This is a genomic window from Turicibacter sp. KK003 (assembly GCF_037014675.1).
GTDB lineage: Bacteria > Bacillota_I > Bacilli_A > MOL361 > Turicibacteraceae > Turicibacter > Turicibacter faecis.
This window is the reverse complement of record NZ_CP142738.1, coordinates 1,192,250-1,207,735: the sequence shown is the minus strand read 5'-3', so window position 1 is coordinate 1,207,735 and position 15,486 is coordinate 1,192,250. Positions and strand designations below refer to the sequence as shown.

The window sequence follows — 15,486 nt, the reverse complement described above, 5'->3', positions numbered from 1 at the left end:
AATTAAATTCCTACCTCCATGACATGAATATCAGCCGGTGCAACCATCATCCCAACCACTGATCCAACTTCAGCACTTTGTGTACTATGGACAATGTATTCTCGACCCTCTACCATGACGATAATTTCATAATGAACCCCTTTAAAGATGACACTATCAACCACCCCAGTAAAGGCTCCCTTCTCTTTATCAACAATTTGTAAATCTTCCGGACGAATAACAACTTCAACTGCTTCATTAGGATTATATCCACGATCAACACATTCAAATATATGCCCTTCAAATTCTACTTTATAGTCCTCAATCATTGTCGCATTGACAATATTACTTTCACCAATGAAATTAGCCACAAAGCGATTACGTGGTTCATTGTAGATATCCACTGGTGTCCCAATTTGTTGAATTAACCCATCGTTCAATACGACAATTGTATCTGACATCGTTAAAGCCTCTTCCTGGTCATGTGTAACGAAGATAAAGGTAATTCCCATCTCACGTTGAATCTCTTTTAATTCATATTGCATGTCTTGACGTAACTTTAAATCTAGCGCACCAAGGGGTTCATCAAGTAATAAAACTTTAGGACGATTAACAAGTGCGCGAGCAATCGCAATACGTTGCTGTTGTCCTCCAGATAATGAGTCGATCCGACGATTCGCAAAATCTGTAAGTTTAATCATTTTTAACATTCGGTTTACACGTTCTGTAATTTCCTTTTCTGGAACATTTTTCATTCTTAAACCAAACGCAATATTGTCAAACACATTTAAATGTGGAAATAACGCATACTTTTGAAAAACGGTATTTATTTCTCTCTTATAAGACGGTATTTGAATTAAGTCTTTTCCTTTAAAGATAACCTCCCCTGAAGTCGGTGTATCAAACCCACCAATAATTCGAAGTAACGTTGTTTTACCGCACCCAGACGGACCTAATAACGTTACAAACTCATTTTCATGAATGGTTAAATCAATCCCCTTTAAGATAATATCCCCATCATATTCTTTCGTTAAATTTTTAATTTCAATTAACGGTGTTTTTGTCACACGAAACTCCTCCTTAAATCAAACTAAAATGTTGGTGGGGTTGACACCCAAAGAACAGATGCACATTTATCTGAATTATTCTTTAATTTATGATCCACATCAGCTTTATAATAAAAACTTTCACCTTGTCGAACCTTATACCGTTCTGTGCCGAGTACCAACTCAACCTCACCTTCTAAAACATACCCAAACTCTTCACCGTGATGAGGCTCATCATCATAAGACATTCCGCCTGGTTGAAGATCAATAATAATAGGTTCCATCTCATTTTTTTGAGCATTAGGAATAATCCAACGAATGGTCATATCGTAATCCGGCTCTTCTTTTATAAAAACGTCCTCTTGTTGAAATACAATTTTTTCATCCTTTTTTTCGTCGGCAAAAAATTCGCCAAGTGTTGTTCCTAAAGCCTCTAAAATGTCAACCAGCGTTGCAATGGATGGGGAAGCCAAGTCGCGTTCTACTTGAGAAATATAACCCTTTGTCAGCTCTGTACGATCAGCTAATTCCTCTTGGGTCAGTTGAAGTTCCATTCGTAAACGTCTTATTTTCCCTCCTATAATCATCTTAACACCTCGATCCCTCTCTAAACTATTTGTTTACTTTTAATAAACCACATTTAATTATAATGAGAATAAATTTTTTGTCAATATCTATCTAAAAAATATATTTTTTTCTTCCCCTTAAAAAGAGAAATATTTGAATCTGCCGTTACATCTTCCATCCCCCTTTTTATTTTTTGGATTTCCCGTCATTCTATACAAAAAAATCCTAGGAATAAAGTCCTAGGATTTTTTGTCTTATTCAGCGTTACGCTTACGTTTATCGAATTTTTTACGCTCGTTTGTATCTAAAATTTTCTTACGTAAACGAACAGAAGTTGGTGTAATTTCTACTAATTCATCTTCATTAATATATTCTAATGCATACTCTAATGTAATTAAACGTGGTTTTTTCAAGACAACCGTGTTATCTTTCCCCGCTGAACGGCAGTTTGTTAATTGTTTTGCACGTGTAACATTTACTGCTAAATCTAAATCTTTATTATTTTCTCCAACGATCATACCTTCATAAACAGCTGCTCCTGGCTCAATGAACATGATTCCACGATCTTCAAGTCCCATTAATCCATAATTCGTCGATTTTCCATTTTCCATTGAGACTAACGCACCATTTTTACGCTCTCCAACAGATCCTTTTTCCATCGGACGGTAGTCTGAGAAGGTATGGTTAATAATTCCATATCCTTTAGTCAACGTTAAGAATTCTGTCATAAATCCGATTAATGCACGAGATGGCACATCATAAATTAAACGTACTTGTCCGTTTTCATTATGAATCATGTTTTGCAATTGACCTTTACGGTATCCCATCGCCTCAATGACGCTACCTACGTGTTCCTCTGGCGTTTCAATTTGAACGTATTCATAGGGTTCACATAAAACACCATCAATTTCACGAATAATAACTTCAGGTTTTGAAACTTCTAATTCAAATCCTTCGCGACGCATATTTTCAAGTAAGATTGATAAATGAAGTTCCCCACGTCCTGAAACAACCCATTCCTCTTTTGTTCCGACACGCTCAACTACTAACGAAACATCTCGTTGTGTTTCACGATACAAGCGTTCATCAATTTTTGAAGCCGTTACATGTTTTCCTTCTTGTCCTGAGAATGGTGATGAATTCGTCGAGAACGTCATTTTTAATGTTGGTTCATCGATGTGTAAAATAGGTAAAGCTTCTTCTTTTCCAATCTCACATACAGTTTCCCCAACGTTGATATCAGGTAACCCTGCGATAGCTACGATATCTCCAGCTTGTGCCGATTCAATTTCAACACGTTTTAATCCTAAAAAACCAAATAATTTCGTTACACGGAATTGTTGCACACTTCCGTCTAAGCGACAGATTGACACCATTTGATTAACATTCATTGTTCCACGTACGATACGCCCGATTCCAATACGTCCTACATAGTCATTATAGTCTAACAACGCTGGTTGGAATTGTAATGTCCCATTTGGATCCATCCCTGGGTCTGGAATATTTTCTAAAATAGATTCAAAAATAGCTTCCATGTTTTCTTCTTGATCAGCAGGGTTAGAGCTTAAACTTGCTGTCCCATTTAACGCTGAACAATAAACGACTGGGAACTCTAATTGATCATCATCAGCACCTAATTCAATAAATAATTCTAATACTTCATCTACAACTTCTTCTGGACGAGCTGCTGGACGGTCAATTTTATTGACAACAACAATCGGTGTTAATTTTTGCTCTAACGCTTTCTTTAAAACGAAACGAGTTTGTGGCATCGTCCCCTCATAAGCATCAACCACAAGTAAAACACCATCAACCATGTTCATAATACGCTCAACCTCACCGGCAAAATCGGCATGTCCTGGCGTATCTAAAATGTTAATTCGGTAGTCTTTATAATCAATGGCCGTATTTTTAGCTAAAATTGTAATTCCACGCTCACGCTCAAGATCATTTGAATCCATTACGCGTTCAGCAACTGCCTCATTCTCACGGAACGTCCCCGCCTGACGTAATAATTGGTCCACTAACGTCGTTTTTCCGTGATCGACGTGGGCAATAATCGCAATGTTTTTAATATTCATATAGTCACCTCTGACTGAGTATTTTTTAATTTGTCCTGAAATATTATACAACAAAACATACGATTCTGTATCAAATTTTGACTTAAAAATATGAAAAAATTTTCAAAGCCTTTTCATTTTCACAGATTGAGAATAAATAACTCTAACGCTAGCTCCTTATCTAAGATCCCCGTTTTTATTTTATAATCCATATCCGCTAATTGAATTAAATATTTTTTTAAAACTTTAGGGTTAAAATGATGGGACTGACTGTGAATTAACTTCACACGATAGGGATGAACGTTTAACGTCTTTGCAATATCAGCCTCACGATATCCCTGTTGACTTAACTCAATGACTTGTGACATTAAACGAAATTGATTCGCGATTAAGATTAATAGCTTTAATGGCTCTTCATTTTGTGTCATTAAATCCTCATAAATTAAAAACGCCTCTTCAATCTTGCGCTTCGCCAATGCATCCGTTAATAAGAACACATTATCCTCTAATTGTCTCGCTACAAGGACATGAATGACCTCTACTGTTAACACTTTAGAAGGAGCATCCATAAAATAAATGATAATCTTTTCAATTTCCTGCAACAGCGTATCAATCTTCGCATGCGTAAGCCTAATTAATAAGTCTAAAACCCCTGGTTCACATTCAACCCCTTCTTTTTCTAGCTTTTGCTTTGCCCACTCTTTTAATGAGGCCTCCGAATAAGTCTCAAACGTAAAGACCTCTGACTTTTTCTTAAGTAATTTAACTAATTTTTTACGATCATCTAACTTATCATACGGAGCATATATAATTAAAATATTATCCGTTTTAGGATGTTCTAACACGTCCATTAACACGTTTAGATCATGGGGTTGCTCCCCTTTTCCCTCTTTTGTTGTTAAGAAAACGGGGTTTTTAATAATAATTGCCTTTTTAGGACTTAAAAAGGCAACGGTCTGTAAATCAAAAATTGCCTTTTGAATCGTTGTTTCGCGCATATCGTAAGAAATTGCATCGAAAGAATTAATTTGATGCTTATCCAATAACTCGTGTATTTTTTTCTCACATAAAACAACCTGTTCGCCAATTATCGTATAAATCGCCATAGTGTCACCTCGAATTTATTTTAACATAAAAAAGAAAAGACCCTTGATTTATTTCCCTATTTTTATAGTTTTATTTTAAATTCAGTGAACGATATGGGGTGTTTTTTTATAAATAAAATTTTTAGAGAATTGTCTAATTTTTTATTTTTTATATTATTTCTCATTAGGGCGCTCATAAATTTGACGATAAAAAAAACTAATGATGTGTTTTTCGCTTATCATTAGTTTTTATGTTGATAGTTTCCTCTCTTCGCTCATTCCTTTCATTCTAGCTAAATAATTAATGTATTTTCTAATTATTTGATTTTATTATTCACGAATAGCTGTGTGTAAATTAGGCCTTCCGCTTCGAATTTTTACTTGGATACTTCCATGATCCTGTGTATTTAACATCGGAATTTCTAACTGTTTATGTGTTTCTAATACCTCCGAACTTGGATGGCGATACCGGTTGTTTTTCCCACTAGAAATAATCGTTAGTTGCGGTTGAAGTCGTGTTAAAAAAGCGTGCGAATTAGATGTTTTAGAGCCATGATGTGCCGCCTTATAAATATCAGCCCTTAAATTAGGGTATTGCCTTAAAATTTCCGCTTCAACCTGTGCACTTACATCCCCTGTAAATAAAAAGGTAACTTGATCGAGGGTTACTTTCATCACAAGCGACTTATCATTTTCATTGTCTTTAGGGGTATCCGGTTGTAAAAAGGTGATTTCCTGGTTCCCGCATCGCACTTTTTCTCCTTGCTCTGGCGATAAAAGCAAAACGCCTAGCCGTTTTGCAACTTGGGTAATCTCTCTTAGATGATCACTTGTAGTATTTTTGGGGATAACAAGATACTTTACCTCAAAACGCTCGAGTAGGGAGATCGCCTCACCGACATGATCAAAATCACCATGTGTCAAAATCAAATAATCAATTTGACGAACCCCTTCTCCAAGTAAATAGGGTTCTAGTGTTCGCTCAAACAAAGCGATTTTTTCTCCCGTAAATGATACTTTTCCGCCTGTATCGATGACGGTGGTACACATTTGAAAAGGAGATTGCATCACCATACTATCGCCCTGTCCTACATCTACAAAAGTTACTTGGCTATCTGTCTTTAAGATCCGCTCCCCTTCTAAAATTAAAACAACACCTAGTAAAATCAAACATACACTTTTCCGCTTCACTCTTGGCTTTTCTAACAGCCACGCGACTAACACCAACAAGATAATAATGAACACAACAGATGTTAAATGAAGCTGCCCGATTATCCAGTTAAATTTTAAAAATTGTTCACTTATTAGAATAATCTTCTCAAACAACGTTAATAAATACTCGCTAATTGTAGCCAGTGGTGGAATCCATAAGGTTAAAAGGAGCAATGGAATTAATAGGCTACTAACGATAGGGACTAAGCACAAGTTAGCCACGTACCCCGCTAAATTTATTTCGTAACTGAGAAACAGTTGAATCGGTAACACCGCTAATTGGGCGATCAGGGGAACGAAGAGAAAAATAAATTTTCCACTGATTCGCTTCATCATTGATTGAGAGACGATTAAACAAAACGTGAGCCAATAAGAATAAATAAACCCAGTCTGATAAACCTGAAGGGGAAATAAAATAAAATTAATAAGAAATATCAAAGAAAATAAATCTAACGATGAAAATCCCCATCCCATTCGTTGATTCAGACGTGCTAAAATGGCCATTCCACCAGCACGCACAATGGAAGGACTAGCTCCACTTAATATCATAAATCCAACTAATAGAATAATTATTAAACTATCGGCCAGCTCCATCACGATGCCCACTCGTTTAAACATATATCCTACAATCCCTATAAGTAATCCCACATGAAGACCGCTTACAGCAAATAAATGTATAATTCCTAGATTAGAGTATCCTTCACTCATAGCCTCATCTAAGCCATCCCTTACTCCTAAAAACCAGGCTTGTATATAGGTGGCCGTTCGGGTAGGATAATGCTCCTCTACCCAGTTGGCTACTTGGCGCTGGTACTGCCTTGCACTCCATTCATGATCAATGACGCGCGTCTGATTTAAATAAACCGTTCCCCTCATCCCATTCGTGTATAAATAATTTTTAAAATCGAACCCGTGAAAGACACGGGGAGGCTCAGCCATTGAAGCCTCCTGATTCACCTCAATCCAATCACCAGGTAAAAGTCGAGGTTGTTCTGCCTGAAGGGTTAAATAAAAATACCCCGATTTCGTCCAAATCTTTGCCGTCTGCTTATTAGAATCTTGCTTTTTCACCTCGATGACCTTAGCATGTTCAATATGAAGAGGCTCAGTTGCCCCATCTAAATCCTGAATCTCTGCCACTTCCATATAAATAACGGCTATTATCCCTAGGAGGAAATAAACCCAGTATGTCTTAGGAAATCGTTTAAAATAGACAAAACCCACCGGAAGGAGTAAAAAAACGCCCTCCTTTACGAATAATGCGACAATAATAATCAATACAAAGTATATCAGATGCTGGCGTATTTTAAAGTTCAAGATACTCACGCAACTTTTCCAATGTTTTTTCCCCTATTCCATTTACATTTGTTAACTCCTCAACGGACTTAAATGTTCCGAACTCTTCACGGTAATCAATAATCGCACTAGCCTTCGCGGGACCAATTCCCGGCAGAGTTTGGAATTCAGCTAAACTTGCTCTATTTAAGGAAACCTTTTGCTCCTTTTGAGTTCCAACTTCTATTGGCGCCTCCTCCTCATCAATATGCGGAATATAAATGACCATTTCATCTTTTACCTTTTCAGCCAAATTTACGACATTTACATTAGCCGTCTCTAAAAAACCACCTGCCAATTCAATGACATCGTGCACACGACATGAGGAATCAATTTCATAAATTCCCGGTGCCTTTACTTCACCCTTTAGGTCAACCGTATAAACAGAGGGTTCTAAACTAGAGGAATCACTCTCTATCTCTTTCTCAACGTCCTCATACGGCGTCAAAGGAAGCTCCTGCGTTTCTTCTGGTTGCTTAATAAAAATAAATAGGATGACGGCTAATAGGATACCCCCGATAATCATTAATTGTTTTTTCATTAAATCACCTCATCTTAAAATACGCTTAATTTATCTCATTTCCTTTTATAAAAATTAGAAAAAACACTATCCTCCCAAAAAGGAAGATAGTGTTAGACATGGTTTATAGTAAAGGGGTTCCTGATAAACGAACAATTGAGAGATACCCAGCTGATCCAGCCTGTTGACTATTTACTACTCGAATTGCTCGTTGAGTCGTATTTTTAATTATGAAGTTAATTCCTTCATCTTCAACGTAAAAGCAGAAAAAAACATTTAATACAGGGGTTGCATGTGTCCCATCTAGACAAGTGTAATCGCTAAACGGAGCGGCTAATGGACTTGGATATCCGCCAGGACGAGTAAAGGTAAGTCCTAATCCATAAGTTGAAACACCCGCTGCTATTGGATATCCTGGATTTAACGGCCCACTTGGGTAAAGTTGGATAGTCGATGCTAGTAGATAAACCCCTGGCTGACTTATAGTGAAAGTCCCTGTATCCTCATTGTATCGAATCCAAGGAAATTCCCAAACACCATTCCAAATAGGACCCCATCCATCAACCGGTGTTCCATTCGCAATTTCTTTTCCGCCAGATTCAAAATCCGGTTGATCTAGAACATACTGTGCAATACCTACCGCACTTGGACCCGTTGGCCCCGTCGCTCCGGTTAACCCGCGTGGTCCTTCAGGTCCCGTCGGTCCGGTTGGTCCTCTTAATCCTCGAGGTCCTTGTTGACCCATTTGACCTGGTTGTCCCTGTGGCCCCTGTTGACCCACCGCTCCCTGTGGTCCTTGTTGACCCTCTGGTCCTTGTGGTCCGGTTGGCCCAGTTGGCCCAGTTGCTCCGGTTAACCCACGTTCTCCTTCTGGCCCTGTTGGCCCCGTCGATCCTCTTAACCCTTGTGGTCCTTCGGGTCCCGTTGGTCCTGTTGCTCCAGTTAATCCACGCTCTCCTTCAGGTCCGGTTGGTCCCGTTGCTCCAGTTAATCCACGCTCTCCTTCGGGTCCCGTTGGTCCTGTCGCTCCTCTTAATCCCGGTTCACCTTTCAAACCAAAATCACCTTTTGGTCCCATTGGTCCGGTTGGCCCTGTCGCTCCTCTTAGTCCGCGTTGTCCTTCGGGTCCCGTTGGTCCTGTCGCCCCTCTTAATCCGCGCTCTCCTTCAGGTCCCGTTGGTCCTGTCGCCCCAGTTAATCCCGGATCACCTTTTGGTCCCATTGGTCCCGTTGGCCCCGTCGCTCCTCTTAGTCCGCGTTGTCCTTCGGGTCCCGTTGGTCCTGTTGCACCTCTTAATCCCGGTTCACCTTTTTCTCCGCATTCACCCTTAGGCCCTTGATCACCTTTTAAACCAGATTCACCTTTAGGCCCCCTTGGTCCCGTTGGCCCTGTAGGTCCAGTTAATCCACGCTCTCCTTCGGGTCCGGTTGGTCCCGTTGCTCCGGTTAATCCACGTTTCCCTTCGGGTCCGGTTGGTCCCGTTGGTCCAGTTAACCCACGCGGTCCTTCTGGCCCTGTTGGTCCCGTCGCTCCTCTTAATCCGCGCTCTCCTTCAGGTCCCGTTGGTCCTGTCGCTCCAGTTAATCCACGCTCTCCTTCAGGTCCCGTTGGTCCGGTTAATCCACGTTCCCCTTCGGGTCCTGTCGGCCCTGTCGCTCCTCTTAATCCACGTTCCCCTTCGGGTCCCGTTGGTCCGGCTAAACCACGTTCTCCTTCTGGCCCCGTTGGCCCGGTTGGTCCAGTTAATCCACGCTCTCCTTCAGGTCCCATTGGTCCTGTCGCTCCAGTTAATCCACGCTCTCCTTCAGGTCCCGTTGGTCCTGTCGCTCCGGTTAATCCACGTTTCCCTTCGGGTCCCGTTGGTCCCGTTGCTCCGGTTAATCCACGTTCCCCTTCTGGCCCTGTTGGCCCGGTTGGTCCGGCTAAACCACGTTCTCCTTCTGGCCCCGTTGGCCCGGTTGGTCCAGTTAATCCACGTTCCCCTTCAGGTCCAGTTGGTCCCGTTGCTCCCCTTAACCCACGTTCCCCTTCGGGTCCTGTCGGCCCGGTCACCCCAGTTAATCCGCGTTCCCCTTCAGGTCCTGTCGGTCCAGTTAATCCACGTTTCCCTTCGGGTCCAGTTGGTCCGGTTGCTCCAGTTAATCCGCGTTCCCCTTCAGGTCCTGTCGGTCCTGTCGCTCCGGTTAATCCACGTTTCCCTTCGGGTCCCGTTGGTCCCGTTGCTCCGGTTAATCCACGTTCCCCTTCTGGCCCTGTTGGCCCGGTTGGTCCGGCTAAACCACGTTCTCCTTCTGGCCCCGTTGGCCCGGTTGGTCCAGTTAATCCACGTTCCCCTTCAGGTCCAGTTGGTCCCGTTGCTCCCCTTAACCCACGTTCCCCTTCGGGTCCTGTCGGCCCGGTCACCCCAGTTAATCCGCGTTCCCCTTCAGGTCCTGTCGGTCCAGTTAATCCACGTTTCCCTTCGGGTCCAGTTGGTCCGGTTGCTCCAGTTAATCCGCGTTCCCCTTCAGGTCCTGTCGGTCCAGTTAATCCACGTTTCCCTTCGGGTCCGGTTGGCCCGGTCACCCCAGTTAATCCGCGTTCCCCTTCAGGTCCTGTCGGTCCAGTTAATCCACGTTTCCCTTCGGGTCCGGTTGGTCCGGTCGCCCCAGTTAATCCACGTTCCCCTTCGGGTCCGGTTGGCCCGGTCGCTCCGGATAACCCACGTTCCCCTTCAGGTCCGGTTGGCCCGGTCGCCCCTCGTAACCCTCGTTGTCCTTTTGGTCCCGTTGGCCCCATTGGTCCCTCACAACAACTATCGCAATGATTACATTGATCAGGACAACAGCCTTGCGATTCACAGCTACAGTTACTTCTATAATCATTGCAATTACTATCTGGTATGTGTTTTATCATTTTCTTCACTTCCTGATCGAATTTATTAAGTGGATAAAATATCTATCCTCTCTAATATATTAAAGAAACCATTTATTTGTCACTGCCTACACCCTTCATCTTTAAATTAATAATTATTTCTACAAATATGAAAATTTACTCACTTAATTACATTAAATCTCAAAACTAATGAAGTTTCTCCCTACTTTGTTTCTTACTTAAAAAACTTTTTTCTTGACAACCCAAAAAAGAGACCCAGGTCCCAATCACATAACCCTATTTTCCACTACAACAATATTAAAAAATTCAAAGTCTCTCTCATATTTTACAAGAAAAACTTATTAAAAATGCTATACCGTATCAAATCAAATTGGTTCTATAATATTTGGTGTGGGTGATGCCCACACCTCTTTTATTGGAATTAAAAAATAAGTACAAAAAAAGAGACATAACGTCCCAAATTCTATACAATGTAATCGACCAAAAAAACACGAAAGGATTGGGTTTATGTCTCACACTAATTGTATCTCAACTTTACTTGATTTAAAAGATAAAAATATTACTTTTTCAAAAAATTGTATCCAAGAAACTCAGATTAAGAATGTTCGTTCTAAACTTATTTTGGGAACTCTTTCTTTTCAACCGACTCATTGCTACCACTGTGGTCATTCTTTTGACTCAAATATCATTAAACACGGCTTCAAAACTTCACGTATTAAGCTAGTCAAAATTTCCGGATTTGATGCTTATCTAGACTTAAAAAAACAACGTTATAAATGCCGTCATTGTGACCGAACATTTACCCTAGAAACATCTCTTGTTAACCCTAATTGTTTTATTTCCACTCCCGTAAAACAAGCCATCTTTTTAGAAGCTAGTCATAAGAAATCCGAAACAGATATTGCACGTGAGCTTAACGTTTCTCATTCAACCGTTAACCGCGTCATTCATTCTTCCTATGAAGAACAGCCGCTTCCCTTTAATTCTCTCCCAAAAGTTCTTTGTTTTGACGAGTTTAAGTCGGTTAAATCGGCCGAGGGAGCAATGTCCTTCATTTTTTGTGATGCGTCCAATGGAAAGCTAATTGATATCGTTGAAGACCGTCGCTTAAGTACTCTAAAGGACTATTTTATGCGGTTTTCTAAGGAAACTCGTGAAGGTGTAACCCACATCGTCATTGACATGTACGCCCCTTATATGACACTCATTAAAGAGGTATTCCCTAAGGCTAAGATTGTTTTAGATAAATTTCATATCGTTCAACTAGTCTCTCGTGCTCTTAATAAAACCCGCATTCGTTTCATGAATCAAAATAAAGAGTTTTATAATAAATTCAAACATTATTGGCGACTTCTCCTTAAAGCGCAAGAAGATCTTAACGCTACAAAATTCTTCTATTCCAATTGTTTTAAAAAGATGGTTTCTCAACAAGAAATTGTCGACTTTTTACTAGACTTATCTCCTGAACTAAAGGAGACTTATGATTTCTACCAAACTGTCCAACAGGCTATTAAACTTCGTAACCTTGAAATATTTCATCATGCCATTCAACACCCCTCTGACCTGCTTTCACACGAAATGAAAACAGCTTTAAAAACACTCACTCATTATCAAGATTATGTCAAAAATACTATCGAAACTCCTTATACAAATGGAGTACTGTAAGCACGTAATAATAACACGGATACAAAAATAGCTACCAATCCTGTAAACTAAAAGTACAGAGTTGGTAGCTTTTATCTTATATTGTTACTGACAAATCTCTTGGACTGTTTTCGCCCATGGCAAAAAGTCCACCAATACGCCTGGATTTCGTATGAAGTCCGTATTAGGTAGTTTTTGAAAAAGATAAGTGAGATATTTGGATGGATTTAGACTGTTTGCCTTGGCTGTCTCCAGGATTGTGTATGCCATCGCATTAGCAGTCGCACCCTTCATACTGGTTGAAAAAAGGTAGTTTTTACGACCAATCGCGATGGGGCGAATCGCTTGTTCAGCTAGATTATTCGAGGCTTCAAGATTTCCATCATCTAAAAAGCGCAAAAGCTCTACCTTTTGATTGAGGGCATACATCACCGCTGTTTGAAGTTTTCCTTTCATCACATAGAAGGATTCGAGCCACTTGAAAAATTCTTCGATGACTGGTTTGATGATCAGTTGGCGCTGTTTTTGACGTTGCTCAGGAGATAAATCTTTAATCGTCTTTTCAAAACGAAAGATTTGATCGCAGTATTCGACTGCCTTTTTTGCCTTACCGTTATTTCCAGGTATCTCAAAAAACTTTCTTCTGACATGAGCCCAACATCCAACTAATTTCACGTTGGGAATATTTTTATAGCCGGAGTACCCATCACAGTGAAGATAACCTTTAAATCCTTCTAAGATAGTGGTTGCCACCGCGCGTTCACGTGTTAGATCAGCGTGGTAATAAGCTACAGGATGTTGGGCATTTTTGATGGTTCTAAATAACCAAATCCTTGATTGAGAGGTGGCAGGTTTTCCATCCGCTCGATTTAAAATTTGATACGGTGTTTCATCTGCGTGTAAAACGGTCTGTTGAACTAGTTCATCTCTCAATCGCTCATAAATCGGAAGTAACCAATCATAAGAGGTAGTGATTATCCAATTTGAGAGCGTCTTATCACTCACACTTAATCCATAGCGTGCCCATTCTGATACTTGTCGATAACAAGGAATACTTAAGACGTATTTTTGATGAAAAACTTCAGCTAACATACTCGCTCCGGCAAAGCTTCTTTGAATCGGAGCTTTTGGAGTTTCGGCACAACGAATCGGTTTAGCTTCGATCGATGCATCATGACAATCACATGCATACGCGTAGCTAATGTATCGCTTTTTATATAATCGGGCTGGAACGAAACAAACTTCGTCACGAATGATCTTTTTTCCTATCTGTTTCATTTCGTTTCCACAATTTGTACATAAGCAGTCTTCTCCATGTAATTGACAATGGATTTCCTCAATTGGTAAGTCCTTGATTAATTCTGCCTTCCTTCCCTTTTGTTTTTTACGTCGATAGGTTATTTCTTCGACGGTTTGGTCTTCAGTTGTCTCTGTCTCTTCAAAAAATTATCTGGATTAAATAATGAAATTTGGCCGTCGGCTACTTTAGTCTTTTCACTCGAAGATCCAAATAGCTTTTTATTTAGGTACTGAATTTGTTCAGTTAGTTGGCGAACTTGTTCCAGAAGTGCCTTATTTTGTTCCATTAATTGTTGTTCAAGTTCTGTCATCAAATTCACCTGCTTTCAAAAAGGTTTCGTGTTAAGATTAGTATACCTAATCTTACAACTTATGAAAATAGAAATAAGAGATTTTTGTCGAAAATCCCTTATTTCTATTAGTATAAACATCCTGTTTTAGCAGGTTTAATGGCTTTGGGTTGTTGAATGGATAACCCCTCTAATAACCAACGGAGTTCTTGGGCCGTTAATTTCTTAACTTCATCTTGATCTTTAGGCCATTGTAAATTTCCATTTTCAATTCGTTTGTACAATAACATAAATCCCTCACGATCCCAGTACAAAGCTTTATATCGATCCTTTTTTCTTCCACAAAACAAGAAGATAGCATCATTAAATAAATCTAAGTTGTATTTATCCGAGACGACACTAGCTAAACCGTCAATCCCACAACGCATATCAGTATGGCCACAAACGATAAAGATATTTTGAACCGTAGTAAAATCAACGAGCATACTTAGACATCTCCGCTAGAACAGTATGTAAGATATATTTGTTCACACCATTGTAAAACGTGACTTCAGCATCCTTAATTTTAAAGTGACAAACAGGTGTATTTTTATTAGTCTCAGATACTGAATGAGACTTTAAATTAGAGTCACTCAATGCGACTGGAACTATAATAGGATTTTCTTTCATAAAAAATAGACCTCCTTTACTTTGATAGCTACAGTATAGCTCAAAGTTGAAGGTCATAATAGACATGTTTATATTACGTGCTTACGTTTAAACTCCCTTCAAGCTTATTTTAAACGATACACAAAGGAAGCACGTCATCGAGTAAAAAATATTGTGATTGATATGTACGCTCCTTACATCAGCCTCATTAAGGATCTTTTTCCTCATGCCCAAATTATCATTGATAAATTTCATCTCGTTCAACATCTCTCTCGTGCACTGAACAAAACTCGAATCCGATTCATGAAAAAGTTCAAAAAGCATGGTCGTAAATTCAAACGTTATTGGCGCTTATTTTTAAAATCTCACGCTTTACTTAATACCACCACTTATCGATCAGTTTACTGCTTTAAACAACCCATGCGTGAAATTGATATCTTAAACTTTCTACTTGATTTATCTCCTGAATTAAAAGCAACCTATGATTTATATCAAGAGTTACTTTTCGCTCTTCAGACAAAAAACTTAAAACGATTTAATCATTTACTCGAAACGGAACATCCGCTTGTTTCTCCTGAGTTTCAAACGGCTTTCCAAACCTTTAAAACTTATCAATCCTATATTAAAAATACACTCTCAACTCATTACACAAATGGTCCCATCGAAGGAATTAATAATAAAATTAAGGTCATTAAGCGTATTGCCTTTGGATATCGTAGTTTCTATCACTTTAAATCTCGTATTCTCATGGTTCAAAATCTAACAAAGCCTAAAACGAAAATCCTAGCAGCATAGCTACTAGGATTTCGATTTGAATTTTCGTTGTAACAGGTTACAAATTAATCAGCAACACTATTTGACAAAGAACCAATTTACCTCGATAAGATATTGGATGTGTTTAATATATTAAGTATTATAGTAATGAT

The 15,486-nt window shown here is 39.6% G+C and carries 13 protein-coding genes; 2 read left to right on the top strand and 11 right to left on the bottom strand.

The window, feature by feature from the left end:
* Positions 1 to 2 precede the first annotated feature (2 nt).
* The 7 genes from potA to VXM77_RS05975 form a co-directional block, all read right to left on the bottom strand.
* Positions 3 to 1,046 carry a spermidine/putrescine ABC transporter ATP-binding protein gene (gene potA, locus VXM77_RS06005; protein WP_161832703.1) on the bottom strand — a complete coding sequence of 348 codons (1,044 nt, stop codon included), beginning with the start codon at positions 1,044 to 1,046 and terminating at the stop codon, positions 3 to 5.
* A gap of 23 nt (positions 1,047 to 1,069) precedes the next feature.
* Positions 1,070 to 1,612: an XRE family transcriptional regulator gene (locus tag VXM77_RS06000; protein WP_338507385.1), complete on the bottom strand. Its 543-nt coding sequence runs from the start codon at positions 1,610 to 1,612 to the stop codon at positions 1,070 to 1,072.
* Between the two features lie 234 nt (positions 1,613 to 1,846).
* Positions 1,847 to 3,673 carry a translational GTPase TypA gene (gene typA / locus VXM77_RS05995; RefSeq protein WP_161832701.1) on the bottom strand — a complete coding sequence of 609 codons (1,827 nt, stop codon included), beginning with the start codon at positions 3,671 to 3,673 and terminating at the stop codon, positions 1,847 to 1,849.
* A 119-nt stretch (positions 3,674 to 3,792) separates the two neighbouring features.
* Positions 3,793 to 4,758: a DNA polymerase III subunit delta gene (holA, locus tag VXM77_RS05990; protein WP_338507384.1), complete on the bottom strand. Its 966-nt coding sequence runs from the start codon at positions 4,756 to 4,758 to the stop codon at positions 3,793 to 3,795.
* Between the two features lie 309 nt (positions 4,759 to 5,067).
* Positions 5,068 to 7,275, bottom strand: coding sequence for a DNA internalization-related competence protein ComEC/Rec2 (locus VXM77_RS05985; protein WP_338507382.1), 2,208 nt, complete (start codon positions 7,273 to 7,275; stop codon positions 5,068 to 5,070).
* On the bottom strand, positions 7,256 to 7,825 hold the full coding sequence (locus VXM77_RS05980) for a helix-hairpin-helix domain-containing protein (RefSeq protein WP_338507381.1): 570 nt from the start codon (positions 7,823 to 7,825) through the stop codon (positions 7,256 to 7,258). Before VXM77_RS05980 ends, VXM77_RS05985 begins: the two co-directional genes overlap by 20 nt.
* Before the next feature lie 103 nt (positions 7,826 to 7,928).
* Complete coding sequence (locus VXM77_RS05975) at positions 7,929 to 10,700, bottom strand: hypothetical protein (RefSeq protein ID WP_338507379.1); 2,772 nt, start codon at positions 10,698 to 10,700, stop codon at positions 7,929 to 7,931.
* Positions 10,701 to 11,186: 486 nt separating this feature from the next.
* On the opposite strand from VXM77_RS05975, the gene VXM77_RS05970 reads away from it, so the two are divergent.
* The gene (locus VXM77_RS05970; RefSeq protein ID WP_338507378.1) at positions 11,187 to 12,344 is read left to right on the top strand and encodes an ISL3 family transposase; all 1,158 of its coding nucleotides are present in this window, start codon (positions 11,187 to 11,189) and stop codon (positions 12,342 to 12,344) included.
* An 84-nt stretch (positions 12,345 to 12,428) separates the two neighbouring features.
* Here VXM77_RS05970 and VXM77_RS05965 read toward each other — a convergent pair whose 3' ends face one another.
* From VXM77_RS05965 to VXM77_RS05950, 4 genes are all read right to left on the bottom strand, one after another.
* On the bottom strand, positions 12,429 to 13,724 hold the full coding sequence (locus VXM77_RS05965) for an IS66 family transposase (protein ID WP_338507421.1): 1,296 nt from the start codon (positions 13,722 to 13,724) through the stop codon (positions 12,429 to 12,431).
* Positions 13,721 to 13,933 (bottom strand): hypothetical protein, encoded by a 213-nt coding sequence (locus VXM77_RS05960; RefSeq protein ID WP_338505928.1) that lies wholly within the window; start codon positions 13,931 to 13,933, stop codon positions 13,721 to 13,723. Before VXM77_RS05960 ends, VXM77_RS05965 begins: the two co-directional genes overlap by 4 nt.
* A 107-nt stretch (positions 13,934 to 14,040) precedes the next feature.
* A complete protein-coding gene (gene tnpB / locus VXM77_RS05955; protein ID WP_338505925.1) occupies positions 14,041 to 14,397 on the bottom strand; it encodes an IS66 family insertion sequence element accessory protein TnpB in 357 nt (118 codons plus the stop codon).
* On the bottom strand, positions 14,387 to 14,581 hold the full coding sequence (locus VXM77_RS05950) for a hypothetical protein (RefSeq protein WP_338505923.1): 195 nt from the start codon (positions 14,579 to 14,581) through the stop codon (positions 14,387 to 14,389). Before VXM77_RS05950 ends, tnpB begins: the two co-directional genes overlap by 11 nt.
* Before the next feature lie 72 nt (positions 14,582 to 14,653).
* On the opposite strand from VXM77_RS05950, the gene VXM77_RS05945 reads away from it, so the two are divergent.
* A complete protein-coding gene (locus VXM77_RS05945) occupies positions 14,654 to 15,355 on the top strand; it encodes an ISL3 family transposase (RefSeq protein WP_338507423.1) in 702 nt (233 codons plus the stop codon).
* Positions 15,356 to 15,486 lie beyond the last annotated feature (131 nt).

Excerpts from the sequence above, each read along its gene's own strand:
- VXM77_RS06000 (WP_338507385.1), bottom strand. The coding sequence starts at position 1,612 with ATGATTATAGGAGGGAAAATAAGACGTTTACGAATGGAACTTCAACTG.
- typA (WP_161832701.1), bottom strand. The coding sequence starts at position 3,673 with ATGAATATTAAAAACATTGCGATTATTGCCCACGTCGATCACGGAAAA.
- holA (WP_338507384.1), bottom strand. The coding sequence starts at position 4,758 with ATGGCGATTTATACGATAATTGGCGAACAGGTTGTTTTATGTGAGAAA.
- VXM77_RS05980 (WP_338507381.1), bottom strand. The coding sequence starts at position 7,825 with ATGAAAAAACAATTAATGATTATCGGGGGTATCCTATTAGCCGTCATC.
- VXM77_RS05975 (WP_338507379.1), bottom strand. The coding sequence starts at position 10,700 with ATGATAAAACACATACCAGATAGTAATTGCAATGATTATAGAAGTAAC.
- VXM77_RS05970 (WP_338507378.1), top strand. The coding sequence starts at position 11,187 with ATGTCTCACACTAATTGTATCTCAACTTTACTTGATTTAAAAGATAAA.
- VXM77_RS05960 (WP_338505928.1), bottom strand. The coding sequence starts at position 13,933 with ATGACAGAACTTGAACAACAATTAATGGAACAAAATAAGGCACTTCTG.
- tnpB (WP_338505925.1), bottom strand. The coding sequence starts at position 14,397 with ATGCTCGTTGATTTTACTACGGTTCAAAATATCTTTATCGTTTGTGGC.
- VXM77_RS05950 (WP_338505923.1), bottom strand. The coding sequence starts at position 14,581 with ATGAAAGAAAATCCTATTATAGTTCCAGTCGCATTGAGTGACTCTAAT.